This window comes from Kitasatospora sp. NPDC056446, assembly GCF_042796115.1.
Lineage (GTDB): Bacteria > Actinomycetota > Actinomycetes > Streptomycetales > Streptomycetaceae > Kitasatospora.
The window spans coordinates 16,757-40,730 of record NZ_JBHTRF010000048.1 but is presented as its reverse complement, the minus strand read 5'-3'; the positions used below and the strand labels follow the sequence as shown (position 1 = coordinate 40,730).

30 protein-coding genes are annotated in these 23,974 nt (G+C 72.7%); 14 read left to right on the top strand and 16 right to left on the bottom strand.

All coding sequences use genetic code 11. The features are described 5' to 3' along the window. Window positions 1-2: 2 nt before the first annotated feature. The 8 genes from ACFQ6N_RS26495 to ACFQ6N_RS26460 all read left to right on the top strand — a co-directional run bounded on the left by ACFQ6N_RS26495 (window position 3) and on the right by ACFQ6N_RS26460 (window position 8,143). Complete coding sequence (locus ACFQ6N_RS26495) at window positions 3-1,298, top strand: nucleotide sugar dehydrogenase (RefSeq protein ID WP_380653911.1); 1,296 nt, start codon at window positions 3-5, stop codon at window positions 1,296-1,298. 148 nt (window positions 1,299-1,446) lie between these two features. Continuing rightward, the gene (locus tag ACFQ6N_RS26490) at window positions 1,447-2,742 is read left to right on the top strand and encodes a DUF445 domain-containing protein (protein ID WP_380653859.1); all 1,296 of its coding nucleotides are present in this window, start codon (window positions 1,447-1,449) and stop codon (window positions 2,740-2,742) included. A gap of 166 nt (window positions 2,743-2,908) precedes the next feature. After that, window positions 2,909-3,925 carry an adenosine deaminase gene (locus ACFQ6N_RS26485; RefSeq protein WP_380653909.1) on the top strand — a complete coding sequence of 339 codons (1,017 nt, stop codon included), beginning with the start codon at window positions 2,909-2,911 and terminating at the stop codon, window positions 3,923-3,925. Window positions 3,926-4,119: 194 nt separating this feature from the next. Beyond that, window positions 4,120-4,698 carry a toxin-antitoxin system HicB family antitoxin gene (locus tag ACFQ6N_RS26480; protein ID WP_380653857.1) on the top strand — a complete coding sequence of 193 codons (579 nt, stop codon included), beginning with the start codon at window positions 4,120-4,122 and terminating at the stop codon, window positions 4,696-4,698. A gap of 122 nt (window positions 4,699-4,820) precedes the next feature. Continuing rightward, window positions 4,821-5,660, top strand: a complete 840-nt coding sequence (locus tag ACFQ6N_RS26475; RefSeq protein ID WP_380653854.1) for a DUF4097 domain-containing protein — start codon at window positions 4,821-4,823, stop codon at window positions 5,658-5,660. After that, window positions 5,660-6,586, top strand: a complete 927-nt coding sequence (locus ACFQ6N_RS26470; protein ID WP_380653851.1) for an ATP-binding cassette domain-containing protein — start codon at window positions 5,660-5,662, stop codon at window positions 6,584-6,586. The genes ACFQ6N_RS26475 and ACFQ6N_RS26470 overlap by 1 nt, the downstream gene beginning before the upstream one ends. Then, window positions 6,583-7,398 carry an ABC transporter permease gene (locus ACFQ6N_RS26465; protein ID WP_380653848.1) on the top strand — a complete coding sequence of 272 codons (816 nt, stop codon included), beginning with the start codon at window positions 6,583-6,585 and terminating at the stop codon, window positions 7,396-7,398. The genes ACFQ6N_RS26470 and ACFQ6N_RS26465 overlap by 4 nt, the downstream gene beginning before the upstream one ends. Window positions 7,399-7,555: 157 nt before the next feature. Continuing rightward, window positions 7,556-8,143 (top strand): hypothetical protein, encoded by a 588-nt coding sequence (locus tag ACFQ6N_RS26460; RefSeq protein ID WP_380653845.1) that lies wholly within the window; start codon window positions 7,556-7,558, stop codon window positions 8,141-8,143. 35 nt (window positions 8,144-8,178) lie between these two features. Here ACFQ6N_RS26460 and ACFQ6N_RS26455 read toward each other — a convergent pair whose 3' ends face one another. The 7 genes from ACFQ6N_RS26455 to ACFQ6N_RS26425 form a co-directional block, all read right to left on the bottom strand. Next, window positions 8,179-8,577 (bottom strand): hypothetical protein, encoded by a 399-nt coding sequence (locus tag ACFQ6N_RS26455; protein ID WP_380653842.1) that lies wholly within the window; start codon window positions 8,575-8,577, stop codon window positions 8,179-8,181. A gap of 245 nt (window positions 8,578-8,822) precedes the next feature. Beyond that, window positions 8,823-9,428, bottom strand: a complete 606-nt coding sequence (locus ACFQ6N_RS26450) for an HAAS signaling domain-containing protein (RefSeq protein ID WP_380653840.1) — start codon at window positions 9,426-9,428, stop codon at window positions 8,823-8,825. Continuing rightward, a complete protein-coding gene (locus ACFQ6N_RS26445) occupies window positions 9,425-9,805 on the bottom strand; it encodes a PadR family transcriptional regulator (RefSeq protein ID WP_380653837.1) in 381 nt (126 codons plus the stop codon). The genes ACFQ6N_RS26450 and ACFQ6N_RS26445 overlap by 4 nt, the downstream gene beginning before the upstream one ends. A 120-nt stretch (window positions 9,806-9,925) precedes the next feature. Beyond that, window positions 9,926-10,111, bottom strand: a complete 186-nt coding sequence (locus tag ACFQ6N_RS26440) for a DUF397 domain-containing protein (RefSeq protein ID WP_380653834.1) — start codon at window positions 10,109-10,111, stop codon at window positions 9,926-9,928. A gap of 238 nt (window positions 10,112-10,349) precedes the next feature. Beyond that, window positions 10,350-10,535 carry a DUF397 domain-containing protein gene (locus ACFQ6N_RS26435; RefSeq protein WP_380653831.1) on the bottom strand — a complete coding sequence of 62 codons (186 nt, stop codon included), beginning with the start codon at window positions 10,533-10,535 and terminating at the stop codon, window positions 10,350-10,352. 289 nt (window positions 10,536-10,824) lie between these two features. Further along, entirely contained in the window at window positions 10,825-10,992 is a 168-nt protein-coding gene (locus ACFQ6N_RS26430) for a DUF397 domain-containing protein (protein ID WP_380653906.1), read from the bottom strand. A gap of 21 nt (window positions 10,993-11,013) precedes the next feature. After that, complete coding sequence (locus tag ACFQ6N_RS26425) at window positions 11,014-11,826, bottom strand: DUF5753 domain-containing protein (protein ID WP_380653828.1); 813 nt, start codon at window positions 11,824-11,826, stop codon at window positions 11,014-11,016. Between the two features lie 266 nt (window positions 11,827-12,092). Here ACFQ6N_RS26425 and ACFQ6N_RS26420 point away from each other — a divergent pair, with 266 nt between their 5' ends. Then, window positions 12,093-12,461 carry an ATP-binding protein gene (locus ACFQ6N_RS26420; RefSeq protein ID WP_380653825.1) on the top strand — a complete coding sequence of 123 codons (369 nt, stop codon included), beginning with the start codon at window positions 12,093-12,095 and terminating at the stop codon, window positions 12,459-12,461. After that, window positions 12,458-12,742 carry a hypothetical protein gene (locus tag ACFQ6N_RS26415; protein ID WP_380653822.1) on the top strand — a complete coding sequence of 95 codons (285 nt, stop codon included), beginning with the start codon at window positions 12,458-12,460 and terminating at the stop codon, window positions 12,740-12,742. Before ACFQ6N_RS26420 ends, ACFQ6N_RS26415 begins: the two co-directional genes overlap by 4 nt. A gap of 35 nt (window positions 12,743-12,777) precedes the next feature. Here the strand turns inward: ACFQ6N_RS26415 and ACFQ6N_RS26410 are convergent, their stop codons facing one another. Continuing rightward, window positions 12,778-13,233: a MarR family winged helix-turn-helix transcriptional regulator gene (locus ACFQ6N_RS26410; protein WP_380653819.1), complete on the bottom strand. Its 456-nt coding sequence runs from the start codon at window positions 13,231-13,233 to the stop codon at window positions 12,778-12,780. Window positions 13,234-13,529: 296 nt separating this feature from the next. On the opposite strand from ACFQ6N_RS26410, the gene ACFQ6N_RS26405 reads away from it, so the two are divergent. Beyond that, a complete protein-coding gene (locus ACFQ6N_RS26405) occupies window positions 13,530-14,921 on the top strand; it encodes an MFS transporter (RefSeq protein WP_380653816.1) in 1,392 nt (463 codons plus the stop codon). Between the two features lie 194 nt (window positions 14,922-15,115). Here the strand turns inward: ACFQ6N_RS26405 and ACFQ6N_RS26400 are convergent, their stop codons facing one another. Next, window positions 15,116-15,949, bottom strand: coding sequence for an SDR family oxidoreductase (locus ACFQ6N_RS26400; RefSeq protein WP_380653814.1), 834 nt, complete (start codon window positions 15,947-15,949; stop codon window positions 15,116-15,118). 218 nt (window positions 15,950-16,167) lie between these two features. Here ACFQ6N_RS26400 and ACFQ6N_RS26395 point away from each other — a divergent pair, with 218 nt between their 5' ends. Next, a complete protein-coding gene (locus tag ACFQ6N_RS26395) occupies window positions 16,168-16,599 on the top strand; it encodes a DUF5995 family protein (protein WP_380653811.1) in 432 nt (143 codons plus the stop codon). Window positions 16,600-16,722: 123 nt separating this feature from the next. On the opposite strand, the gene ACFQ6N_RS26390 is transcribed toward ACFQ6N_RS26395, so the two are convergent. Beyond that, the gene (locus ACFQ6N_RS26390) at window positions 16,723-17,595 is read right to left on the bottom strand and encodes an SDR family oxidoreductase (protein WP_380653808.1); all 873 of its coding nucleotides are present in this window, start codon (window positions 17,593-17,595) and stop codon (window positions 16,723-16,725) included. Between the two features lie 85 nt (window positions 17,596-17,680). Here ACFQ6N_RS26390 and ACFQ6N_RS26385 point away from each other — a divergent pair, with 85 nt between their 5' ends. Then, window positions 17,681-18,283 carry a TetR/AcrR family transcriptional regulator gene (locus tag ACFQ6N_RS26385; RefSeq protein WP_380653805.1) on the top strand — a complete coding sequence of 201 codons (603 nt, stop codon included), beginning with the start codon at window positions 17,681-17,683 and terminating at the stop codon, window positions 18,281-18,283. A gap of 60 nt (window positions 18,284-18,343) precedes the next feature. Here ACFQ6N_RS26385 and ACFQ6N_RS26380 read toward each other — a convergent pair whose 3' ends face one another. Continuing rightward, window positions 18,344-19,180, bottom strand: a complete 837-nt coding sequence (locus ACFQ6N_RS26380; RefSeq protein WP_380653802.1) for an NmrA family NAD(P)-binding protein — start codon at window positions 19,178-19,180, stop codon at window positions 18,344-18,346. A gap of 167 nt (window positions 19,181-19,347) precedes the next feature. Continuing rightward, on the bottom strand, window positions 19,348-20,334 hold the full coding sequence (locus ACFQ6N_RS26375; protein ID WP_380653799.1) for a zinc-binding alcohol dehydrogenase family protein: 987 nt from the start codon (window positions 20,332-20,334) through the stop codon (window positions 19,348-19,350). Between the two features lie 109 nt (window positions 20,335-20,443). On the opposite strand from ACFQ6N_RS26375, the gene ACFQ6N_RS26370 reads away from it, so the two are divergent. Then, window positions 20,444-20,842, top strand: coding sequence for an ArsR/SmtB family transcription factor (locus tag ACFQ6N_RS26370; RefSeq protein WP_380653796.1), 399 nt, complete (start codon window positions 20,444-20,446; stop codon window positions 20,840-20,842). A 32-nt stretch (window positions 20,843-20,874) separates the two neighbouring features. Here the strand turns inward: ACFQ6N_RS26370 and ACFQ6N_RS26365 are convergent, their stop codons facing one another. The 4 genes from ACFQ6N_RS26365 to ACFQ6N_RS26350 all read right to left on the bottom strand — a co-directional run bounded on the left by ACFQ6N_RS26365 (window position 20,875) and on the right by ACFQ6N_RS26350 (window position 23,903). After that, window positions 20,875-21,624 (bottom strand): hypothetical protein, encoded by a 750-nt coding sequence (locus ACFQ6N_RS26365; RefSeq protein WP_380653794.1) that lies wholly within the window; start codon window positions 21,622-21,624, stop codon window positions 20,875-20,877. Then, window positions 21,621-22,292 carry an RNA polymerase sigma factor gene (locus ACFQ6N_RS26360; protein ID WP_380653791.1) on the bottom strand — a complete coding sequence of 224 codons (672 nt, stop codon included), beginning with the start codon at window positions 22,290-22,292 and terminating at the stop codon, window positions 21,621-21,623. The genes ACFQ6N_RS26365 and ACFQ6N_RS26360 overlap by 4 nt, the downstream gene beginning before the upstream one ends. 99 nt (window positions 22,293-22,391) lie before the next feature. Continuing rightward, on the bottom strand, window positions 22,392-22,997 hold the full coding sequence (locus ACFQ6N_RS26355; RefSeq protein WP_380653789.1) for a hypothetical protein: 606 nt from the start codon (window positions 22,995-22,997) through the stop codon (window positions 22,392-22,394). Between the two features lie 138 nt (window positions 22,998-23,135). Then, window positions 23,136-23,903: a CDP-alcohol phosphatidyltransferase family protein gene (locus ACFQ6N_RS26350; protein WP_380653786.1), complete on the bottom strand. Its 768-nt coding sequence runs from the start codon at window positions 23,901-23,903 to the stop codon at window positions 23,136-23,138. Between the last annotated feature and the right edge of the window lie 71 nt (window positions 23,904-23,974).

Sequence of the window (23,974 nt, the reverse complement as noted above, 5' to 3'; positions counted from 1 at the left end):
GCCTGGACGTGTGCGTGGTCGGGCTGGGCAAGCTCGGCCTGCCGCTGGCGGTGCAGTTCGCGCTGAAGGGCCACCGGGTGACCGGCGCGGACATCGCCCCCCGGGTGGTGGACAGCGTCAACCGGGGCGTGCCGCCGTTCCCCCGGGAGGAGGGCCTGGACGAGGCGCTCAAGCGGGTGGTCGCCGAGGGCCGGCTGCGGGCCACCACCGACACCACGGCGGCCGTCGCCGGGGCCGGGGCGGTCGTGCTGGTCGTCCCGCTGGTCACCGCGGCCGACGGCACCCCGGACTTCGCCCTGCTCGACGCGGCCACCGACGCCGTCGCGGCCGGGCTGCGCCGCGGCGCCCTGGTCAGCTACGAGACCACCCTGCCGGTCGGCACCACCCGGGAGCGCTGGGCGCCCCGCCTGGCCGCCGGTTCGGGGCTCACCGCCGGGACGGACTTCGCGCTGGTGTTCAGCCCGGAGCGGGTCCGCACCGGCCGGGTCTTCGCCGACCTGCGGCGCTACCCCAAGCTGGTCGGCGGCGTCGACGGGGCCTCCACCCGGCGCGGCGCCGAGTTCTACCGGGAGGTGCTCGACTTCGACCGGCGCCCCGAGCTGCCCCGGCCCAACGGGGTCTGGGAGCTGGCCTCGGTGGAGGCGGCGGAGTTCGCCAAGCTCGCCGAGACCACCTACCGGGACGTCAACATCGCGCTGGCCAACCAGTTCGCCCGGTACGCGGACCGGGTCGGGGTGGACTTCGCGGAGATCGCCGAGGCCTGCAACTCGCAGCCGTACAGCCACCTGCACCGGCCGGGCATCGCGGTCGGCGGGCACTGCATCCCGGTGTACCCGCGGCTGTACCTGTGGAACGACCCGGAGGCGACGGTGGTCCGGGCGGCCCGTGAGGCGAACCTGGCGGTGCCGGGGTACGCGGTGGGCGTGCTGGCGGGCGCGGTGCCGGGCGGGATCGCCGGGCAGGGCGTGCTGGTGCTCGGCGCGGCGTACCGGGGCGGGGTCAAGGAGACGGCGTACTCCGGCGTGTTCCCGCTGGTGGCCGCGCTGGAGTCGGCGGGGGCCAGGCCGTACGTCGCCGATCCGCTGTACGGGGCCGGGGAGCTGGCGGCGCTCGGGCTGGCCCCGTACGGCGGCGAGCCGGTGGTGGCGGCGGTGCTCCAGGCGGACCACCCGGAGTACCGGGACCTGGCGCCGGCGGACCTGCCGGGGGTGGCGGTGCTGCTGGACGGGCGGCGGTGCACGGACCCGGCGCGGTGGGCGGTCGAGGGGGTGCGGCGGATCGTGCTGGGCGGGGTGTGAGGGCGGGGTGTGAGGGCGGGGGCCGGGTGGTCCGGGGCCGGGCCTGAGGGGGCTTCCGGGCCGGGCGGACGGCGGCCGGTGGCGGACCGGGGGCGCATGATCGCGAGGCACGCCCCCGTCCGCGCCGGGCAACGGGCAGACTGGCGGGGTGAGTGACGAAGCCTTCAGCGGGACCGGCCCCGGAGTCCGGTTCACCGCGGCCGATGAACAGAAGAGACTCGGCGTCCGCCGGATGAAGACCATCGCGACCGGCCTGCTGGCCTTCGCGACCGTGGTCTTCGCCCTGTCGACCTGGGCCAAGGCGGCGGGTGCCGGCCCCTGGGCGGGGTACGTGGCGGCCGCCGCCGAGGCGGGCATGGTCGGCGCGCTGGCCGACTGGTTCGCGGTGACCGCGCTGTTCCGCCGCCCCTTCGGCCTGCCGATCCCGCACACCGCGATCATCCCGACCAAGAAGGACGCCTTCGGCCGCTCGCTGGGCGAGTTCGTCGGCGACAACTTCCTCTCCGGGCAGGTGGTGCGCGGGCGCCTCGCCGCCCTCGGCATCGGCCGCCGGCTGGGGGAGTGGCTGGCCGCGCCGGGCAGCGCCGAGCGGGTCACCAAGGAGGCCTCGGCGGCGCTGCGCGGCCTGCTCGCGGTGCTGCGCGACGACGACGTGCGGGCGGTCGTCGCCGAGGCGGTGACCCGCCGGGCCGCCGCCACCTCGGTGGCCGAGCCGATGGGCCGGATGCTCGGGAAGGTGGTCGCCGACGGCGGGCACCACGGCGTGGTGGACCTGGTCGCCGTCCGGGCGCACGACTGGCTGGCCGCCAACCACGAGGACGTGGTCCGGAAGGTCACCCAGAAGACCCCGGGCTGGACGCCCAGGTTCATCGACAACCAGGTCGGCGAGCGGGTCTACAAGGAGCTGATGCGCTTCGTCACCGACATCCGGGACGACGCGGACCACCCGGCCCGCGGCGCGATCGACAACTTCCTCGCCGACTTCGCGACCGAACTGCAGACCGACCCGGAGACCATCGCCCGGGTCGAGCGGGCCAAGGGCGAGCTGCTGGCCCGTCCCGAGGTGCAGGACCTGATCAACTCCACCTGGGCGGCGGTGCGCACCCTGGTGATGGGCGCGGCCGAGGACGAGGACAGCGAACTGCGCCGGCGCATCCGCGAGGGCGTGCGCCGCTTCGGCGAGCGCCTGGCCACCGATGCCAAGCTCCAGGCCAAGGTCGACGGCTGGCTGCAGGACGCCGCGCAGTACCTGGTCGACACCTACCGGACCGAGATCACCTCGCTGATCTCCGAGACGGTGGCGGGCTGGGACGCCGACGAGGCCTCCCGCAAGATCGAGGCCAACGTCGGCCGCGACCTGCAGTTCATCCGGATCAACGGCACCGTGGTCGGCGCCCTGGCCGGTCTGCTGATCCACACCGTGGCGGTCGCGCTCGGAGGGTGAGCCGGGCCTCGGCCTATGCTTGCCAGCACTTGTCGGAACGCGCGTAGAGGCGCGGAGAAGGAAGAAGGGCACCGCCGTGGTCCAGCCGGACGGAAGTCGGATCGGAAACCCCACCGGAAGCACCGGAAGCACCGGTGGCGCGGGTGGCTCGGGAGGCCGCAGCGGCATCGAGGCGTTCATCGCCGGGATGCCCAAGGCGGAACTGCACGTCCACCACGTCGGCTCGGCCTCCCCGCGCGTCGTCGCCGAACTGGCCGCCCGCCACGCCGGGGCGTCCAAGGTGCCGACCGACCCGGCGGCGCTCGCCGCGTACTTCGACTTCACCGACTTCGCGCACTTCATCGAGGTCTACCTGAGCGTCGTGGACCTGGTCCGGGACGCCGAGGACGTCCGGTCGCTCACCTACGGCGTGGCCGAGGACATGGCGCGCCAGAACATCCGGTACGCCGAGCTGACCATCACCCCGTACTCCTCGGTCCGGCGCGGCATCCCGGAGGTCGCCTTCATGGAGGCGATCGAGGACGCCAGGCTGCGCGCCGAGAAGGAGCTCGGCGTGGTGCTGCGCTGGTGCTTCGACATCCCGGGCGAGGCCGGTCTGGAATCGGCCGAGGTGACCGCCCGGCTGGCCACCGAGCTGGCCCCCGAGGGCCTGGTCAGCTTCGGCCTGGGCGGCCCGGAGACCGGTGTGCCGCGCCCGCAGTTCAAGCCCTACTTCGACCGGGCCCGGGCGGCCGGCCTGCGCAGCGTCCCGCACGCGGGCGAGACCACCGGGCCGGAGACGGTCTGGGACGCGATCCGGGTGCTCGGCGCCGAGCGGATCGGCCACGGCACCCACGCGGTCAAGGACCCGGCGCTGGTCGACTACCTGGGCGAGCACCGGATCCCGCTGGAGGTCTGCCCGACCTCCAACATCGCCACCCGGGTGGTGGAGCGGATCGAGGACCACCCGATCAAGCAGATGGTGGACTCCGGGCTGCTGGTGACGGTCAACAGCGACGACCCGCCGATGTTCGGCACCGACCTCAACACCGAGTACGCGGTGGCGGCGCGGCTGCTGGGGCTGGACGAGGCCGGGGTGGCGGCACTGGCCCGCAACGCCGTGGAGGCCTCCTTCCTGGACCCGGCGGGCAAGGCGCGGCTGGCCGGGGAGATCGACGCCCACCTGGCGGCCTGGCAGCGCTGACGCCCCGCCCGCCCGGCTCCGGCCGGCGCTCCTCCTGACGGCCCTGCCCCCTGGCCCCCGGCCCCTGAACGGCCCCGTCGACCCCCGGTCGACGGGGCCGTTCCGTTCGCGCTGCCACCCCCGCCGGAGGGATGGTGCCAAAGTGGTGCCACAAATGACTCGACATGGCGCCACGGCCGTGCCATTCTTGAGCCATGGACCTCACGCCGTACGTCGAAAACCTCCGGAACGAGCTCGCGGTGGCCGCTGCCGCCGGTGGGGACGAAGCCCGCGCGCTGGCCGACCGGCTGACGCTCCCGCTGGAGTCGGCCGTACGGCTCACGCTGCTCAACGCGCTCTCGGCCGCCATGGGGGAGGTGACCAGGGACCTCGCCCCGGGCTCGGTGGACGTGCGCCTGCGCGGGCTCGACCCGGAGTTCGTGGTGACGGCGCCGCCCGGTTCCGAGGGCTTCCACGGGGACCTCCCGCCGGTGCCGCCGGTGGCACCCCTGGTGGGCGCGGTGGCACCACCGGTGCCGTCGGTGGTGCCACCGGTGGTGTCGGAGTCGGACGAGTCGGGCACCGCCCGGATCAACCTGCGCCTGCCCGCGCACCTCAAGGCCCGGGCGGAGGAGGCCGCCGGGCAGGAGGGCCTGTCCCTCAACGCCTGGCTGGTCCGGGCCGTCGCCGGTGCGCTGGAGGGCGGCCCGGCGGCCGCCCGTCCGGCCGCCGACCCGGGTACCCGCACCGCGCGCGGTGCCGGCGGCCAGGCCTTCACCGGCTGGGTCCACTGACACCCCCGCGCCACCCCCGCTGAGCGCAGCGCCACCGCACCACCCACAGCCTTCGCACCTTCGACGTCACCCCCGCTCCGACCAGCGGGAACACTCACACGAGTCAAGAGGACGGGACAGCCATGCCCACGTACGAGACCGACGGACCGATCTCCGCATCCTTCGAGTTCGAGATCGGCGCGGTGTGGATCACCGCCGGCAAGCGCGCCGACGCCGTGGTCGAGGTCCGGCCGGCCAACGCGGTCAGGGAGGCCGACGTCAAGGCCGCCGAGCTGACCCAGGTCGACTTCGCCGGCGGCCGGCTCACGCTCAAGGGCCCCAAGCAGCGCACCGTGTTCTCCAGCAAGAAGGGCTCGATCGAGGTCCTGGTCGAGCTGCCGGCCGGCTCCCAGGTGCACGCCGACTCCCCGATGGCGGACTTCGTCACCGAGGGCCCGCTCGGCGACTGCCGGCTCAAGACCTCCATGGGCCGGATCCAGGTGGACCGGGCCGAGAGCGTGCGGCTCAAGACCGACATGGGGGACATCCGGGTCGGCGCCGTCGCCGGGGACGCCGAGGTGTCCGGCTCCGGCCGGATCGAGGTCGGCACCGTCGGGGGCGTCCTGACGGTCAAGAACAGCAACGGCGACACCGAGATCGAGGAGGTGGGCGGCGGGCTGACGGCCAACGCCTCCAACGGCCGGATCCACGTCGGCATCGCCGGGTCGGACGTGGACGCCAAGTCGGCCAACGGCCACCTGCGGGTCGGCCGGGTCGTCCGGGGCAAGGTCACCCTGCAGACCAGCGTGGGGGACGTGGAGGTCGGCATCGCCGAGGGCACGGCGGCCTGGCTCGACGTGCACAGCAAGTTCGGCGGCGTCCGCAACGCCCTCGGCGAGACGGCCGGCCCGGGCGACGCCCGGGAGACGGTCGAGGTCCGCGGTCGCACCCAGGTCGGCAACATCATCATCCGGAGGGCCTGATGGCCGCCATCTCGGCGAACGGACTCACCAAGTCCTACGAGGACAAGGCGGTGCTCAAGGGCATCGACCTGGACATCCCGGCCGGCACCGTGTTCGCCCTGCTCGGGCCCAACGGCGCGGGCAAGACCACGGCCGTGCAGATCCTCTCCACCCTGATCCCGGCGGACGGCGGTACGGCCCGGGTGGCCGGGCACGACGTGGTCCGCGAGGCCGACGGGGTGCGGGCGGCGATCGGGGTCACCGGCCAGTTCTCGGCGGTGGACAACCTGCTCACCGCCGAGGAGAACATGCTGCTGATGGCCGACCTCAACCACCTCCCCCGTCGGGAGGGGCGGAGGCGGTCCGAGGACCTGCTGCGCCGTTTCGGCCTCACCGAGGACGCGCGCACTCCGGTCGGGACGTTCTCCGGCGGCATGCGGCGCAAGCTCGACCTGGCGATGACGCTGGTCGGCGACCCGAAGGTGATCTTCCTCGACGAGCCGACCACCGGGCTGGACCCGCGCAGCCGGCGCACCATGTGGGAGATCATCCGGGGGCTGGTCGCCGACCACGGGGTGACGATCTTCCTGACCACCCAGTACCTGGACGAGGCGGACCAACTCGCCGACCGGATAGCCGTCCTGGACGGCGGCCGGATCGTCGCCGAGGGCACGGCCGAGGAGCTGAAGCGGATCGTCCCCGGCGGGCTGATCCGGCTCCGGTTCGCCGACACCGGCCGGCTGGGCAGGGCGGCCGCGCTGTTCGACTACGCCGTCGCGGACGAGGACGCCCTGCGGCTGGACGTCCCGGGGGACAACTCCGTCGTCACCGTGAAGGCCGTCCTGGACACGCTCGACAACGCCGGGATCCCGGCGGAGTCCCTGGTCGTGGAGACGGCCGATCTGGACGATGTGTTCCTCACGCTGACCGGGGAGGGCGTGCGATGAGTACGACGAGTACGGCGACGAGCACGGCGACGATCGTGGCGCCGGGCAGGACGACGGGCTACGCGGTCAGGGACTCGCTGACCATGCTGCGGCGCAACCTCAAGCGGGCGCAGCGCTATCCGGCGATGACCTTCTCGGTCGTGCTGATGCCGGTGATGATGCTGCTGCTCTTCAACTACGCCTTCGGAGGCGCGTTGGGGGCGGGCATCGGGGGCGGGAGCTACATCGACTACGTGACGCCGGGCATCGTGCTGATGACGGCGACGTCGGGATCGGTCGCCACGGCGGTGGGCGTGTGCGTCGACATGACCGAGGGGATCGTCAACCGGTTCCGGACGATGGCGATATCGCGGTCGGCGTTCCTCACCGGCCACGTGGTCGGGAGCGTGCTCCAGACGATGGTCGCGCTGGTGATGGTGATCGGTGCCGCCTTCGCGATGGGCTTCCGGTCGAGCGCGGGGCCGCTGGAGTGGCTGGCGGCCGCGGGCCTGCTGATGTTCGTCACGCTGGCGCTGACGTGGGTGTCGGCCGGCATCGGGCTGGTGTCGAAGACGCCGGAGAGCGCGAGCAACACGCCGCTGCCGCTGACGTTCCTGCCCTTCATCGGCAGCGCCATCGTCCCGCCCGACTCCATGCCGACGGTCCTCCGCTGGTTCGCCGAGTACCAGCCCTTCACTCCCGTCATCGAGACCCTGCGTGGTCTGCTGATGGGCACCGAGATCGGCACCAGCGCCTGGAGCGCGCTCGCCTGGTGCACCGGGCTGACGCTGCTCGGCTACCTCTGGTCGAGGAGCGTCTTCTACCGGCGGTGACGGGGGTACGGCCGGTCGACGGCGGCCCGGGTGACGGAACCACCGTCGCCCGGGCCGCAGGGCTCGTGTCCGGCTCCCTGCCACGGGAGCCGGGGGGCGCGGGCCAAGGGGTGGAGCCCGTAGTAAAGTCCGGGCAAAGATTCACCCAGGGGAGTACATGGCAGCGGCTGCGTGGCACAGACGGATCGAGTGGTGGTTCAGGGGAGCCGCGCTGGTGGCGTTCCTGGCGTACCTGCCGGGCTATCAGGCCTCGCGCTCGGGAGGCCTGGTGGAGGTCGAGCGCTGGCTGAACCACCCGGTGCTGCTGCTCGGGGCCGCGGCGGTGCTGCTCGTGGTCTCGATGATCGTCCAGTTCGAGTTCCGCACCCGGTGGGCGCAGATCGGCTGCGCGGCGATCCTGTCGCCGCTGATCGTGATCGCGGTGGCGATCGGGACCTTGATGTTCGTCTTCGGCGACGGCGGCCGGCTGGTCGACCGCAAGCCCGACCCGAGCCACCCCGACCACGTCCTGACCATCACTGACGTGGCCTTCTCGATCGACCCGATCTACCGGGTGGAGCTGCGGACCGGTGACGGCTGGACGGCCCGCCACTGGGACCTGGGCACCTGGGAGGAGCGGGACGGCTTCCGCAAGGCGGAGTGGTCCGGGCCGAACCGGATCACGGTGACCGCGGAGCACGAGACCAGGGAGTACCCCGTCCTGGACGACGGCCGCCTGGGGGAGCCGGCGGTCAAGCCCCGCTAGGGCCCGCGGCCCGCCCCTCCCGGGGGCCGATCGGTTCACCAGCGGTCGATGCCCATGACGTCGGCCGCGTTGTGGACGGCGTTGTAGTGGGGGATCGACATGTCCGACTTCTTCTGGCCCGCGGGCAGGTTCTTGTCGGCCTGGCGGAACTCGTCCCGGGCGGAGGCGAGCAGGCTGGTGCCGTAGGAGACCGGGACGTCGTTCTTGCCGTGGACCGGGTGCGACTTGGCAGCGGTCTGGCTCCCGGCCTTGGCCAGGATGCTGCGGGCCTGGTTGTAGGCGTCGGCCTTGACCGTCTTGGGGTTGCGGACCTGGGCCTGTACCCCGGCGGTCGGCGGTGCCTGCTCGGCGGCCACGGCGACGGGAGCGACGGCGGCGCCGAGGGCACCGGCGGTGACGACGATCGCGAGGGCGTTCCGGAGGGTCCTGTCCATGGGGAGAGTCCTTCTGCTGAGGAAGTGTCAGGGAAACGCAGCCGCCGCTTACTTGGCGAATGTGCGGGTGCGAACGCCCCGGTCACTACCCCGGTGTTCCGCGGCGGAAAACCGCCTTCCGCTCGGGGATTCCGGAAGCGGTGTGATCAGGCCGTTTTTCCGATCCGCAGAAGTCGTATTTCCTTACTGGAGAGCTGAATTCCGGATTCCGGCTCGGCAACGACACCGGCCCTGGGCGGCCGTGGTCAGGCCGTGGCGGCGGCGTCGCGCTGACGAGAGGCCGAGCGGGACAGCAGCGCCGCCGCGACCAGGGCCGGGCTGAAGCCCACGGCGCACGCGGCCAGCAGGTTGGTCGCGGTCAGGCCGTGGGTCGAGGCGACGGCGAACACGCCGGCGGCGAGGGGAGCGGTCAGGACGGGGGCGAGCAGGAGCAGGGTCGCCTGCGTCTTCTGCCGACGGGTCCACACCCGGGACCTGGCCACCCGGGTGGCGGCGATGACGGCGGCGGCCAGGGCGAGCGGGGCTCCGATGGCGGGGACGAGCAGTAGCGGGAACGGGAGCACGGCGAACAGCAGGGTCAGGGTGGTGCGGCGGCGGTCCTCCGGCTCGGGCCGGGTGAGGCCGTCCTCGGCGAGCGCGGCGTCGGCGATCTGCCGGGGGCTGCCCAACTGGTCCAGCACCCGCCGGACGGCGGCCTCGTCGGCGGGGTCCTGGTCGGCGAGGGAGACCTCGACGTGTTCGCGCAGATCGGCGAGGAGTTCGCGACGGCGCTCCGCGGGAAGCGGGGCGGTGAGTCGGCTGACCGCGTCGAAGTGGGCGCGGACCAGGGGGTGCTCGATGGGGCTGTTCACGGGTTCTCTCCCGGGTCGAGGACGTGGTCGACGGTTTCGCGGAAGGCGGGCCAGAGTGCGGTGAACTCCTGCAGCGCGGCCCGGCCGGCGTCGGTGAGGGTGTAGTAGCGGCGGGACGGTCCGCTGGCGGAGTCCCGGAGGAAGGTGTCGGCGAGCCCGGCGCGTCGCAGGCGGGACAGCAGGGGGTAGATCGTGCCCTGGCTGGTGGCCAGCATCGGGAAGCGGCCGAGTTCCTGGAGCAGTTCGACCCCGTAGCGGGGGCCGTCCCGTAGGAGGGCGAGGACGCAGTACTCCAGCACGCCCTTGCGCAGTTGGGTAGCCACCGGCCCGTCAGGGGCCCCGGTGGAGCCGTCGGGGTTGGTGATGCCAGGTACCATGCATCACAAGGTAGCAGGTGGAGCAAGGTAGCGCGACGGGGAAGGTCGTAGGGAAACCGAAACGGCCCGCCGGAAGAACCGGCGGGCCGTCGGAGGAGACAGAGGGGGAGGGGAGGAAGGTCAGGCGTCGAACTCCCCGGCGCGGATGGCGGAGACCAGGTCGCGCCATTCGGTGGGGGTGAGCTGGGCGATGGCCTCGGGCAGGAGGCTGCTGCGGATGTGCACGGCGTCGGGGGTGATCAACACCTCCGGGCAGGCATTGGCGTCCGCGCAAGCCTTGGGACGCTTCCAGGACAGTTCCTTCATCGAGCTACCTCCGCCTGTCAGAGGGCCATTGATGTCGAACTCGCCGCCACGAACGGCGAAGACGAGGTCGCGCCATGTCTTAGGTGCGAGCTGGGCGATTGTGCTGGGTGACCGATTGCTGCGTACGTTCACGGCGCTGGAGGTGATGGCGACTTCCGGACAGTTGCTGGCATTGGCGCATGCGGCCGGGCGCCTCCACGGTAGTTGGCTCATGGGCCCCCTCCCTCTACCAGGAATGCTACAGATCGAACTCCCCGGCGCGAATGGCTGAGACGAGGTCGCGCCATTCATCGGTGGTGAGTCGGGCGATGGCGTCGGGCAGGCGGCTGCTGCGGACGTAAACGGCGTGGGAAGTGATAGCCACCTCTGGGCAGTTGTTCCCGTCTCCGCACGCAGTGGGCGTCTGCCAGGCGATTTCATCCATGACGGTTCCTCTCACGTGGTCTTCACTGTGCGGAAGATGAGGTCGCGCGACTCGTCGAAGCCGCATGCTCGATCTCTCATCGCCGCAATGACGATCAGGGATCGGAGTGGTGAGGGCGTCGCGTTGACGCTCACGCTTATGAGGGGACGGACGGGCTTGCGGATATGTCCGATCCGCTGGTGTGGGAGCTGATTTTGGCGGTACGTGCACTTCGGTGTACGGGCCACGGCGAAGGCGGTGTGAGGGGAGGGCGGGCCGTTCGTCGAACGGCCCGCCCGCTCTGGTTGGGTCAGGCGTCGAACTCCCCGGCGCGGATGGCGGAGACCAGGTCGCGCCATTCGGTGGGGGTGAGCTGGGCGATGGCGTCGGGCAGGAGGCTGCTGCGGACGTACACGGCGTCGGGGTTGATTGATACCTCTGGGCAGTTGCTGGCATTGGCGCATGCACTCGGCCGCATCCAGGAGCGGTTCTCCATCGGCTATATCTCCTTCTTGATTTTCGCGATCAGATCGCGGGAGTTCGCTACCGAGAGAGACCTGTCAGCCATCTGTTCAACGACCGAACGGTACTCCTTGAGATGTTCGGTCAGGTGGAGGAAGATCGGCCCTTCCATCGAGTCGTAACTGACGGTGTCAAGCCTGGGCACGGGCCCATTCGCGTAGTTGATGGCCTGGCCAGGCCCCTTGAAGCCGCCGGCCGCGAAGCTGATCACTCGAAGCGTGACATGTGGCAGTTGGGACAACTCCAGCATCCAGTCCAGTTGTTCCCGTGCCACGTCGCGGCCGCCGAACTGCATGCGGAGGGCCGCCTCGTGGACGATCGCCGTGTATGGATGGGTGCCCTTCGCCATCAACATCTCGGATCGCTGCATCCGTTGCTCGACGCGCGTCTCCACTGCGCGCGGAGTCAGCTGGACCTGAAGGTCCTGGAAAATCGCGCGGCTGTAGCGCTCCGATTGCATGGGGCCTGGCGGGTGGCAGATCTGGTAGGAGCACATGCCCTTTGCATGGTGCTCAAACTCGCAGATGTCGAGAAAGCCCTGCGGAACGAAGCCTCGATATTCGTCCCACCAGCCCTTGCGCCTGTCTTCAGCCATGGCTGCGAGAGCCTCGATGTACGCGGCATCGGTCTCGCCGAAGGCTTCGGCGAGCGTGCGGACTCGCTCAGCCGTGATCGGGTAGTGCCCCTTCTCAACCTGAGTGATCTTCGTTCGATCCAGTCCGAAGACGGCTGCGGCCTGGGCGGTCGTTTGGCGGGCGCGGTCTCGCATTTTCCGCAGCTCGATGCCCAACCGTTCCTGCCTGGCTGATGGGGTGGTACGTGGTGGCATGGCCCAAGCATCTACGCCGCCCAGTCAACAGTCCAGCGCCTATGGGTGGACCATGTTTCCCGATCTGGTGGCACATGTGAGTGATGATGCCCTACAGTCTGTGATGCACCGATCACCGAACGGATCGTCAGAACGCCGCTCGGGCACCGAAGAACACCCATGTCCAGTGGGCTCGTTCACGGCGACGCATCCGCCGGTCTCACCCTTTCCCCCTCCGGGAGACCCCTGTGCGCAACCTCAACTCCCCCTCCCTCGCGCTCTCCCGCGATGCCCTGCGCGACGGCATGACCCTCGCCGGGTGGCCGCCCTCCTCCATCGCGGACGCCGAGCTCGCCCTGGTCGAACTGATCGTCAACGCCTGGCGTCACGGCGGGACGACCTCCCCGGTCGTCCTCATCCTCTTCCTCTCCAACACCCTCCGTGTCACGGTCTCCGACCGCAGTCCGAGCCTCCCGGAGCAGCAGTCCCTCTCCGTCCTCGCCGAGTCCGGCAGGGGCCTCCAGCTCGTCGCCGGCCTCACCCACCGCTGGGGCGTCGATCCCCAGAAGCTCGGCAAGACCGTCTGGTTCGAGCTGCAGCTGGACGGTGCCGCGTGAGCGCCCACCTCCCCATCCGCCCCACCGATCCGGCCCTGCTCCACCTCAGCTCGCGTCAGCTCACTCAGCTGATCGTCGAACTCCGGACCGAGGGGCGGGAGTTCGGGCTCCTCTGGCCCTCTGCGACCTCCGGCGAGATCAACCTCCAGGGTCGCCGTCTGGTCGATGTCGGCAACATCCCGGCCAGCACTCTCGTCAACCTCCTCGCGCTCCTGCGCGAGTACAAGCGCAATCGGGATACCCATCCCCGGCCCCCGCGCGGCCCCTACTACCCCGCGTAGGCCCTTCGCTCGGCCCGGGGGGTCGCGAAGCCGCGTCACCCCCGGGGCCAGGGCCGTCCGTCGATCCCCTCGATGCTGGTGTTGAAGCGGCGCAGGTATCCGGCGAAGGCCTCCACATCCTCTTCGGGCCAGTCGGCCATCACCAGGTCCAGCGCTCGTACGTGCGCCGCCCGTTCCTCGGTCAGCCGCTGCCGTCCGTCCTCCGTGAGCCGGAACTTGCGGGCGATGCCGCCGTCCGGGTCGGGGATGCGGTCCAGTAGTCCCGCGTTCTTCAGTGCCGCCGTCTGGCGGTTGAGCGTGGAGACGTCCAGGCCGAACGCGTCGCTCAACTGTCCGATGGACATCGGGCCCTGCGCGTCGATGCGGCTGAGCAGGATGTAGGCGGTGCGTTCGAGCTGGCTGCCCTCGGGGCGCTGCTCGACCTGGCTCAGGTCGCGGTGTCGAGCGAACACCAGAAATTCGAGTGCCACCTGGTGCGTGGGGCCGGGCATGTCGAAGTCCCTTCATCACCGCGTTGACCTGCGGGTTTTTCGTGGATCACGTCCAGTATGCCAGAGATGTGTGTATCGCACATGATGTGCATCATGCACATCGTGTGTACGCTGATCCTGTTGTGCTATCTGCACATCATGTGTGATGCGCACACTTCTGCTCATCCGATGGCCCGAGGAGGCCCGTCATCAACGGCCCCGCCCCCACCCCCACCCCGGCAGCCGCCGGGGCACCCGTCGCCCGCACCGGCCCGATCGTCGCCACGCTCGCGTTCACCGGCACCGTCGCCGCGATCATGCAGACCCTGGTCACCCCGCTGATCAGCGAGCTGCCCCAGCTCCTGCACACCACCGCCTCCAACGCCTCCTGGGTCATCACCGCGACCCTTCTCTCCGCCGCCGTCTTCGTCCCGATCAGCGGCCGCCTCGGCGACCTGCTGGGCAAGCGGACGATGCTCATCGCCTCCTGCGTCCCGCTGCTGCTCGGCTCGGTGCTGTGCGCGCTCTCCTCCTCCGTCGTGCCGATGATCATCGGCCGGGCCCTCCAGGGCATGGGGATGGGGCTGGTGCCGATCGGGATCAGCCTGCTGCGCGACGTCCTGCCGCCCGAACGGCTCGGCTCGGCGATCGCACTGGTCAGCGCGTCCATGGGGATCGGCGGCGGGCTCGGCCTGCCGATCGCCGCCGGGGTCGCCGACTACGCCAGCTGGCGGGTGCTGTTCTGGGGCACCGCCGTCCTGACAGTCGTCATCATCCTGATGATCCGGACCGTGGTCCCGGCCCCCGCCCCCGCCGCCCGGCCCGCCGCCGGCGGGCGCTTCGACTTCGTCGGCGCCGCCGGACTGAGCATCGGCCTGGTCAGCTTGCTGCTGCCGGTCTCCAAGGGCGGCGACTGGGGCTGGGGGAGCACCCGCACCCTCGGCCTGTTCACTCTCGCCGCGGCCGTCCTGCTGCTCTGGGCCCGCTGGGAGCTGCGGGTCGCCGCCCCGCTGGTGGACCTGCGCGTCACCGCCCGCCCCCGGGTGCTGCTGACCAACGTCGCATCCGTCCTGGTCGGCTTCGGCATGTACGCCCAGGCCCTGATCCTGCCGCAGCTGCTGCAACTGCCGACGGCCACCGGCTACGGGCTGGGCCAGTCGATGCTGGCGATGGGCCTGTGGATGGCGCCGGGCGGGCTGATGATGATGATCGTCTCCCCGCTGGGCGGCCGGCTCTCCGCCGCGCGCGGCCCGAAGTTCACCCTGGTCATGGGCGCGCTGGCGATCGCCGTCGGCTACGGGCTGGCGCTGCCGCTGATGGGGTCCACCTGGGGCGTGCTGGTCGCCGCGATCGTCTCCAACGGCGGCGTGGGCCTGGCGTACGGCGCGATGCCCGCGCTGATCATGAGCGCCGTGCCGCTCTCCTCGACGGCGTCGGCCAACAGCTTCAACACGCTGATGCGCTCGCTGGGCACCTCGGTGTCCGCCGCCGTCGTCGGGGTGGTGCTCTCGCAGATGACGGTCACCCTGGGCGGCCACACCCTGCCCTCGGAGGGCGGGTTCCGGGTCGGCCTGGTGATCGGCTGCGGCGTCGCCCTGCTCGCGGCTGCCGTCGCCGCCGTCATCCCCGCCCCGCCCGCGCCCGCACTCCGGTCGGTTCCCGCGCCGGTGGCCGAGGGCACCGGCGCGGCGGACCCGGCCACCGCCTGAGTCGGCACCGGGCCAGGGCCCCGGGGCGCGGTGTCCGGCCCGATCGCCCCGCGCACAGGAAGTCGACCCCGCCGACTTCCTGTGCGGACCCGCACCGCTGCCGCACCGCTGCCGCACCGCCGCCGCGCTCCGGCGCGGCGGCGACTGCCGTGGGGGGACGGGCGGACGGGCGGACGGGCTCGGCGCCGGGCCGTTCAGCGGAAGGCGGCGGCGTTCTCGGCGGCCCACTGCCGGAACGGCCTGGCCGGGGAGCCGGTGACCTCTTCGACGGTGCCGCGCACCCGCTGTATCCCGTCGTTGACGTCCCCGCCCATGACGTCGAGCACCGCGTCGGCGGCCTCGCTCCCGAAGACGGCGGCCATCCCGGCGTGGGCCTCCTGCCGGCTGGTCTCGGCGAAGGGCACCTCCCGGCCCAGTGCCGCCGCGATGGCCTCGGCCTGCTGCCGGGCGGTCACCAACTCCGGTCCGGTCAGGGCGTACTCCTGCCCGTGATGGCCGGGTCCGGTCAGTGCCGCCCGCGCCACCGACGCGATGTCCGCCGGGTGGATCGTGGGGAGCCCGGTGTCCGCGAACGGCGCGCGGACCGTCCCGTGGGCGCGGATCGTCGCCGCCCACATCAGGGAGTTCGAGGCGAACTGGGTCGGCCGCAGGACCGTCCAGGCCATGCCGCTGTCCTGGAGGTGCCGCTCGACAGCCAGGTTCTCGGCTGCCGGGCCGAGGTGCGGATGCGTCTCGACGGTGATGGACGACACGAGCACCACGTGCTCCACGCCCGCCTGTCGGGCGGCGTCGAGGATCTCGGCGTCCGAGCCCAGTCGCGACACGAGGAACAGCGAACGCACCCCGGTCAACGCGGGTTTCAGCGACGCGGTGTCGGCGAGGCTGCCTTCGACGGCCGCGACCCCGTCGGGGAAGGCCGCGCTCGCGGCATCGCGGGTGAGGCCCCTGAGCGGCCCGGCTCCGCCTGCCCGCAGCTCGTCGAGCAGCGCACGTCCGATGTTCCCGGTGGCTCCCGTTACGAGAATCACGACTGCTCCTCCTGGTGGCGGATGGGGCTGATGATCACCCGGGGATCACGCTAGAACCTCAAGCTGACTTCAGGTCAAGGTGACTCCCGGCAGCCCCCGTGCGCAGCCTCCCCGCCTTCCGGTGGTCCGTGCACTATCTTCCAGCTCGTGTCGACATGATCCGTCATCGCACGACCCCACCCACGGAAGGATTGTGATGGCCACTCAGTGCCCCACCGGTGCGCGGCAACCGGACGATCTGGCCCATCCAGTTCGCCCTGGCCGGCATGAACGCCCACATCAACCACGACCTCGCCCTGGCCGTCGTGGAGACCTGCAAGGAGCGGAACACGGCGCCGGAGAACCCGCCGGTCCACGAGGACTACGAGAAGGTCAACGACCTGCTCGCCAGTGTCGAGGCGGAGATCCGGGCCGAGTTCGAGCTGCAGATCGCCAAGGTCGCCACCGCGCCTGCCGAGCAGCTCAAGCACGCCGTCAGCGCCTTCAGCATGTCGACGGCCCGCGAGGTCGCCTGGCTCAACGCCACCCAGCTCTGGAACGCGCGGAACAACCCCATCAAGTACCAGGTCCAGCTGACCGCCATGGCCGGGGCGGTGGACGCCACCAGCCGGCTGATCCTCGTCCCGGTCATTCCGCCGCCGGCCGAGTAGCGGACGGAGCCCGGACCGCGCGGACCGACCCGCCTGCCCGCCCCGTCCGAACGCCCGCCCCGTCCGCTCCGCCTGACCCGTCCGCCCGGCCTTCGGGTGGGCGGGTCCCGCTGTGACCTGCCGCTACCGGAACGCGGCCAGGTTGCGCGCGGCCCACGCGTGGAAGGGCGCGGCCGGGCGCCCCAGCACCGCCTCCACGTCGGCGCTGACCGCCACTTCGGCGGGGAGCGGGACGCCGAGGACGTCCAGGGTGCCGGCGATGACCTGCTCCGGCATGAACCGCGCCAGGTGGGCGTGGGCCTGCTCGCGGGACAGCTCCACGAAGGCCACCTCCTCGCCGAGGGCTTCCGCCAGCGCCGCGGCCTGCTCGCGCGGGCTGACGGGCGCGGGGCCGGTGAGCTCGTACGTCCGACCGGCGTGCCCGTCCTCGCGCAGTGAGGCCGCTGCGACCGCCGCGATGTCCGCCGGGTCGACGACGGGCAGCGCCACGTCGCCGAACGGGGCGAAGACCCGGCGTTCGGTGCGGACCGTCTCGGCCCAGGCGAAGGCGTTGGAGGCGAAGCCGCCGGGGCGCAGGACGGTGAAGCCGAGTCCGGAGGTGCGCACGGCGGACTCGAACTCCCGCAGCCGGGCGTGCGAGACCGCCTCCGGGCGGGTGGCGCTGACCTGCGAGGAGACCAGGACGACCCGCTCGATGCCGGCGTCCGCGGCGGCGGACATCAGGGCGTCCGGGTTCTCGCCCCGGCTGTTGAGCTCGCCGCCCAGTACGACGAACAGTGCCCGGGACCCTTCGAGGGCGGGCCGCAGGCCCGCGGCGTCGCCGACGGTGCCCCGCGCCCACCGGACACCGGCCCTGCCCTGTGCGGGTCCTGCGGGCTGCGCCGGCTGCGTGGGCTGCTCCTGTCGCGACACGGCCACGACCTCCTCGCCCGCCCCGGCCAGCAGCTCCACCAGCGTCCGTCCGATGGTGCCGGTGGCGCCCGTCACTGTGATCATCGAGATCCCCTCCCGTTGTGAGTTAGTCGACTGACTTAGAAAGACCGTAGCACGCGACCACCGGTGGCTGTCTATAGTGAGTCGGGTGACTGACTCAGTGAACCGGCGCGCGGCGGCGTCGCAGAAGCGCCGGCGGCTCACGGCCGCCGCGGCCAGGGTCCTCCACGAGCAGGGCGTCGAACGCACGACGCTCGCCGACATCGCGCGCGAGGCGGACGTCCCGGTCGGGAACGTCTACTACTACTTCAAGACCAAGGACGAGCTGGTCCGCGCCGCACTGGCCGAGCACGGCACGCACCTGGACGAACTCGCCGAGGAACTGGGCCGGCTGGCCGACCCGCGGGACCGGCTCAAGGCCCTGGTCGAGGCCTGGATCGGGCAGCGCGACACCGCCGCCCGGTTCGGCTGCCCGACCGGCACCCTGGCCGTCGAACTCGACAAACGGGCCGACGGGGTCCTGGACGCGGAGGCCGGCGCGGTGATCCGGCGACTGCTGGACTGGGCCGCCGGGCAGTTCCGCGAACTCGGCCTGCCCGACCCGGACGGCCTGGCGCTCACCCTGGTCGCCGGCTACCAGGGCATGTCGCTGCTGGCCAACGCCCTGCGCGACCCGGGCGTCATGACCCGGGAGGGCGCCCGGCTGCTGCGCTGGCTCGACTCGCTGGAGGCGCCGGCCGGGAGCCGCTGACCGGCTCCGGGTGCCCGGCTCCCGGCGCCCGGTGACCGGCTCCCGGTGCGCGTCGGGCACCTACCGGAAGTCCGCCGCGTGGTCGCGCACCCAGGTGCGGATGTCGCGCGGCGGCCGGCCGAGCACCCGCTCCACCGTGTCCGTCACCCGTTCCGGCTCACGCGTGAACGACTCCCACGCCCGCAGCCGGGACTCCACGAACGCCGCGTTCCCCCAGGCCGCCGTCAGCTCCGCGCGGGCCGTCTCCGGCGGCAGCTCCTCCCACCGCACCCCGATACCCAGCTCCTCGCCGATGATCCCCGCCAACTCGGCGTGCGAGAGCGACTCCGGCCCGGTGACCACGTACCGGGCGCCATCGTGCCCGTCCTCGGTGAGCGCCCGCACCACGACGTCGGCGATGTCCCGCTCGTGCACCAGCGAGCGGCGGGCCCGCCCGTACGGCCAACGGACCACGCCCCCGCGCACCTGGTCGGCCCAGGCGAGCAGGTTGCCCGCGAAGTCGATCGCCCGGACGAAGGTCCAGCGCGGGCCCGACCGCCGGATCAGCCGCTCGACCTCCTGGTGGAAGACCACCGCAGGCTCGTCGTCCGCGAGGTCGGCCACGTCCGCCGAGAGGTAGACGACCCGCTCGGCGTGCCGGGCGATCAGCTCGACGACCCGGGGCTCCACGGGCAGCCCGGGCCACATCAGGTACACCGCCCCGACCCCGCCGGTCAGCGCGGGCTCCAGGCTCTCCGGTGCCGACAGGTCCCCCCGGAAGGCCTCGACTCCCTTGGGCAGCACGGCCGTTGCCGGCTCCCGTACCAATGCCCTTGTCTCGTGGCCGCCCTCGGCCAGTGACGCGGCGACATGCCTGCCCACGCTGCCGTTCGCGCCGATCACCAGAATCTTGGTCATGCCCGGCCCAACGCCGCCGGGCCGGGGGCTATGCCCGGGCGCGCGGCGCCAAGCGGGGCGGCGCCAAGCGGAGCGAACCCGCGAACCCGCGAACCCGCGAACCCGCGGGTCCGGCGCGGGAGGCCGTCGGAGCCGGCCTCCCGCGCGGGGGATCCCCGCCGGACGGCTCAACCGGCCACCCGTACCACGTACTTGCCCGTCGCCTGCCTCGCCTCCATCGCGTCATGGGCAGCCGGGACGGCGGCCAGGCCGGGCAGTTCGGTGACCGGCAGCTCCAGGCCGCCGCCGGCGAGCAGGTCGAGGACGCGGCGGATGGCGCGGGCGAGCCGCTCCGGGGCGGTGGCGGCCAGGCCGCGGTGGCTGAAGCCGGTGACGCTGAGGTTGCCCGCCATCAGGCGGCCGAGCGGCGGCAGGTCGGCGACGGCGCCGCCGCCCGCGTTGCCGAACAGGACGATCCGGGCGCCGGGTGCCGCGACGGCGAGGTCGAGGTCCAGGGCCTCGGTGCCCAGCGGGTCGAGGACGAGGTCGACGCCCCGTCCGCCGGTGGCGGCCCGGACGGCCTCGGACAGCGCCTCGTCGCGGGCGAAGGCGTGGTCGTAGCCGGAGGCGGTCGCGGCGGCGGCCTTCCCGGGCCGGCCGACGGTGCCGATCAGCCGGCCGCCGCCGAGCAGCGGGACGAGGCCGGCGACGGCCTGGCCGATCCCGCCGCCCGCCGAGTGCACCAGGACGGTGTCCCCGGCCTCGAAGCGGCCGGCGTCGGTCAGCAGCAGCACGGCGGTGGCCAGGCCCAGCGGGACGGCGGCGGCTTCGCGCAGCGACACCCCGTTCGGGAGCGGCACGGTGAGCGCGGCGTCGGCGATCGCGACCTCCGCGAGCCCGGCGCCGACCGGCGCGGCCACCACCCGGTCGCCGACGGCGAGCCCGGTGACGCCCTCGCCGACCTCCCGGACCGTGCCGGACACCTCCTTGCCGGGCCGGTAGGGCCACTCGGCGGTGTAGCCGGCGTCGCCGCGGCGGGCCATCACGTCCACGAAGTTCAGTCCGGCGTAGGCGACGTCGACCGCCACCTCGCCGGGCCCGGGGTGCGGCACCCCGACCTCCCGGATCTGCGAGTGCTCCGCTCCACCGGGTGCGGTCATCACCAGTGCGCGCATGTCGGTCCCCCTGGACTACGATGTTCGACGAACTACGAAATTGACGTGGGGCAGTGGTACCACGCCATTTCTATGGATGTCGAACATCGCAGATCAGGGAGGTCTGACCGTGCCCCGCAGCACCCGCCGCCGACCGGCGCCCGCCCATCCCGCGACCGAGGAGATCGATCTCCTCGACGTCCTGCACGCGCTCTCCGACCCCACCCGGATGACCATCGTCCGCGTTCTGCGCGCCGAACCCGAACGGGCCTGCGGCACCTTCCCGGTCGACGTCGCGCCCTCCACCCTCAGCCACCACTTCAAGGTGCTGCGCGAGTCCGGCCTGATCACCCAGCGGGAGGAGGCCAACCGCCGCTTCTCCGCCCTGCGCGACGCCGACCTGCAGCTCCGCTTCCCCGGCCTGCTCGACACCGTCCTCGCCGCCTACGCCCGCGGTGGGGACGAAGGCGGCGAGGACGGGGAAGACGGGGACGGGGAAGGCGGGGACCGGGACGGCGGGGAAGGCTAGCGGGGCGCGGCGCCTTCAGCGGCGGGCCGGGATCACGGCGCCGGCGGCGGAGCGGTCGGGAGCAGGCTCGCCAGCGGATTGACGAAGACCCTGGACTCCAGGCACGAGGGGCCGGGGGACTTCATCAGCCCGGCCTCCAACTCCCGGAAGCTGTTGGCCGGATCGGTCTTGGCCAGCGGCAGGTAGACGAAGATCTCGGTGCCCTTCGGCAGCTCGCGCGGGTGGACGGTGAGCACCATCGGCTCGTTGCCGGGCCGGACCTCGATGTCCCAGCCGGCGTTGAGGTCCACGTTCCGGGGCTGCTCCGGCCGCTTGGTCTGGCAGCCGGGCTCGCCCGCGTAGACCCGGGCGCGGATCCCGAACCGGTCGAAATCGCGCTGCAACTGCTGCGTGTCCACCGGCTTGTACTGCTCCAGGATGGTGAGCCGGACGACGTCCTGGGCGCTCTCCAGGGTGTACCCGGCGTTCTCGGCGCTGCCCAGCGACCGGCCGCTGTCGTCGGCGCCGGCCGGGGAGCCGTCCGTCCCGGTGGCGAGGAGGACACCGGCCAGGGCGGCGGCCAGGCCCACCGGCAGGGCCGCGCCCAGCAGCAGGCCGCGTCGGCGGGGTGTGCGCCGGGGGGTGTCGGTGATGCTGTCCAACAGGTGCTCCTTGAGCAGGAGGTGGCGGCCGGGGGAGAGTTCCGGAGCGGTGGCGGCCGGCAGCAGCCGGGTCAGCTCCTCCCGATCGGCCCCTGCCGCCCGATCGGCCTGTTCGGACCGGTGCCGGGGGGTGGCGCTCATCGGATCGTCTCCTTGGTCGACCGGACCGCGGGGGCGCGGTCACCTGATACCTGTCCGGTGCCCTCCGGGCGTTGCACCGCCCCTGCCGAGCGCGTCGCGGCCAAGTCCCGTCCCGAGCGCGTCGCGGCCAACTCCCGTGCCGTCAGCTCCCGCAGCCGGGTGCGGGCACGCGAGAGCCGGGAGCGGACCGTCCCCACCGGTCGGCCGAGCGCCTCGGCGGCGGCCGCGTGGTCCAGCCCCTCCCACACGCAGAGCGCGAAGACCTCCCGCTCGGCCGGCCGCAGCTGCTCCAACGCGGCCTTCGCGGCGGCCAGCTCCTCGGCGTCGGCGATCCGCCCCGCCAACTCGCCGGAGAAGTCCGGCACGGCCTCGCGCGGCGGCAGCTTCGCCATCGCCTTCTGGTGCCGGCGGGCCGCCCGGCGGGTGTTGCGGATGACATTGCCGGCGATCCCCAGCAGCCACGGCGCCAGGCTGTCCCCGTCGGGGGAGATCCGGCCGCGCAGCCGCCAGGCCTCCAGGAAGGTCAGCGAGACCACGTCCTCGGCGGCGGACCGGTCCCCGGTCATCCGTACCGCGTGCCGGTAGACGGTCCGGGCATGGTCCTCGAAGACCTGCCCGAACGCCGCGGCGTCCCCGGCGCGGATCCGCGCCCGTATCGATTGCTCCACACCCGGTCCTGTCCGGCCGGCCCCGCGCGATGCGGTGATCCCCGTCACATCCGCATGCCGTGTCGGGCCGCGCGGGTCGGGTCGGGCCGGGCCGGGCCTTCAGGCTACGCGCGGGAGTGCCGCCGCGGCCCGGTGGCGGCGGTGGTACGAGACGGTGACGGCGGCCAGCAGCGGGGCCCAGGCGACGGCGGGCAGGTAGAGGAAGCCGACCAGGACGTGGCCGCGCGGGGTCATGTCCGTACCCGGCAGGGCCCACCACGCGACGAAGGGCGTCCAGAGCAGGGCCAGGGCGGCGGCGCCGAGCGAGGCCGCGAGGACCACCGCGCGCGGGTCGACCGGGCGCCCGCCGACGAACGGGACCCAGCGCGGCGGGACCGTGCCCCAGGGGCGGACCAGCCCGAGGGTGAGCAGCGCCAGTGCCTCCGTGGACAGGCTCAGGAAGACCGGCCACACCGCGCCCCACCCGGTGAAGCCCATCGCCCGGTAGCCCGCGTCGGTGTACCCGCCGTGCAGGCCCGCGACCAGCGCGAGCCGCCACAGGCCGGCCGGCAGCGCGGTGAGGGCCGCGACCTGGGCGGCCCGCACGGCCCACCGGGGCGGGGCGGGAACGGCGGCGGCGGCGATGCCGACGGTGTCGGCGGTGTCAGCGGTGTCGGTGGCATCGGCGCCGTCGGTCGCGGCGGCGAGGGGCTGGGTCGACGTCATGCCCTCACCCTCCCGCCCGGCCCCCGCCCGTCGCGTCCGCCCGGCGACGGGCTTCGCCGCACCCCCTCCCCCCGGCGGGGGAGGGGCGGGTCACCCCGTCCGCGGGGGACGGGCCCGGCGTTCAGCGCAGGCGCGTGTTCAGCGCAGGCGCGAGGAGGACAGGATCGACGCCAGGTGCGCCACCACCATGCCCCAGGTGATCACCGTGATCCCCGCGAGCGTCGCCCGGGTCGCGTCCAGGTTGCCGAGCCCGGCGTCCACGGCTGCCGCCGCCAGCAGCACCAGCGAGGCCTCGATGCCGTTGGTCACCCGGTGGATCTTGAACACCGAGGCGAGCCGGCGGGCCGTCGCGATGCCCTGCGAACGCGGCTGCGTGGACTCCTCGTCCGCCGGAGCCTGCCCGCTGCGGGCCCGGGCGACGTCCACCAGGTCCGTCGAGGCCTTCAGCAGGACCACGCCCAGCGCCGCCGCCAGGCCCGCCGACACCCACAGCTCCGAGCCGCCGCGCGCCGCCCGGACGCCCGCGCCGATCATCAATGCCGCGTCCGCCAGATAGGCGCCGAGCCGGTCCACGTACACCCCGGCGATGCTGAACTGGCGCTTCCAGCGCGCCACTTCGCCGTCCACGCAGTCGAACAGCAGGAACAGCTGGAACAGGACGGCGGCCAGCACCGCGCCGGTCAGGCCCGGGATCAGCAGGGCCGCGCCGCCGCCGACCCCGCACACCACCATCACCCAGGTGAGGGTGTTCGGCGACACCGAGGTGCGGACCAGCTGCCGGGTGGTCCGCAGCGAGATCCGCCGCATGTACAGCCGGCCCGCCCAGTGTTCACCGTTGCGGCTCTGCAGCTTGGCCTGCGGCTGGCACACCTCGCGCAGCTCGGCGAGCGCCGGAGCAGCCACCATGACGACATCCCTCCACCTGTCCGTAAACGATCACCTCAGGCTACGGCCTCCGGGCAACGCCCCGACCGGCC

What these genes read in the sequence shown, in the direction of transcription:
- ACFQ6N_RS26380 (WP_380653802.1), bottom strand. Translation starts at nt 19,180, where the DNA reads ATGACCAAGATTCTGGTGATCGGCGCGAACGGCAGCGTGGGCAGGCAT.
- ACFQ6N_RS26435 (WP_380653831.1), bottom strand. Translation starts at nt 10,535, where the DNA reads ATGGATGAAATCGCCTGGCAGACGCCCACTGCGTGCGGAGACGGGAAC.
- ACFQ6N_RS26355 (WP_380653789.1), bottom strand. Translation starts at nt 22,997, where the DNA reads ATGACGTCGACCCAGCCCCTCGCCGCCGCGACCGACGGCGCCGATGCC.
- ACFQ6N_RS26350 (WP_380653786.1), bottom strand. Translation starts at nt 23,903, where the DNA reads ATGGTGGCTGCTCCGGCGCTCGCCGAGCTGCGCGAGGTGTGCCAGCCG.
- ACFQ6N_RS26475 (WP_380653854.1), top strand. Translation starts at nt 4,821, where the DNA reads ATGCCCACGTACGAGACCGACGGACCGATCTCCGCATCCTTCGAGTTC.
- ACFQ6N_RS26470 (WP_380653851.1), top strand. Translation starts at nt 5,660, where the DNA reads ATGGCCGCCATCTCGGCGAACGGACTCACCAAGTCCTACGAGGACAAG.
- ACFQ6N_RS26465 (WP_380653848.1), top strand. Translation starts at nt 6,583, where the DNA reads ATGAGTACGACGAGTACGGCGACGAGCACGGCGACGATCGTGGCGCCG.
- ACFQ6N_RS26375 (WP_380653799.1), bottom strand. Translation starts at nt 20,334, where the DNA reads ATGCGCGCACTGGTGATGACCGCACCCGGTGGAGCGGAGCACTCGCAG.
- ACFQ6N_RS26430 (WP_380653906.1), bottom strand. Translation starts at nt 10,992, where the DNA reads ATGCGGCCGAGTGCATGCGCCAATGCCAGCAACTGCCCAGAGGTATCA.
- ACFQ6N_RS26410 (WP_380653819.1), bottom strand. Translation starts at nt 13,233, where the DNA reads ATGCCCGGCCCCACGCACCAGGTGGCACTCGAATTTCTGGTGTTCGCT.
- ACFQ6N_RS26405 (WP_380653816.1), top strand. Translation starts at nt 13,530, where the DNA reads ATGCAGACCCTGGTCACCCCGCTGATCAGCGAGCTGCCCCAGCTCCTG.
- ACFQ6N_RS26365 (WP_380653794.1), bottom strand. Translation starts at nt 21,624, where the DNA reads ATGAGCGCCACCCCCCGGCACCGGTCCGAACAGGCCGATCGGGCGGCA.
- ACFQ6N_RS26480 (WP_380653857.1), top strand. Translation starts at nt 4,120, where the DNA reads ATGGACCTCACGCCGTACGTCGAAAACCTCCGGAACGAGCTCGCGGTG.
- ACFQ6N_RS26460 (WP_380653845.1), top strand. Translation starts at nt 7,556, where the DNA reads ATGGCAGCGGCTGCGTGGCACAGACGGATCGAGTGGTGGTTCAGGGGA.
- ACFQ6N_RS26390 (WP_380653808.1), bottom strand. Translation starts at nt 17,595, where the DNA reads ATGATCACAGTGACGGGCGCCACCGGCACCATCGGACGGACGCTGGTG.
- ACFQ6N_RS26440 (WP_380653834.1), bottom strand. Translation starts at nt 10,111, where the DNA reads ATGAAGGAACTGTCCTGGAAGCGTCCCAAGGCTTGCGCGGACGCCAAT.
- ACFQ6N_RS26445 (WP_380653837.1), bottom strand. Translation starts at nt 9,805, where the DNA reads ATGGTACCTGGCATCACCAACCCCGACGGCTCCACCGGGGCCCCTGAC.
- ACFQ6N_RS26455 (WP_380653842.1), bottom strand. Translation starts at nt 8,577, where the DNA reads ATGGACAGGACCCTCCGGAACGCCCTCGCGATCGTCGTCACCGCCGGT.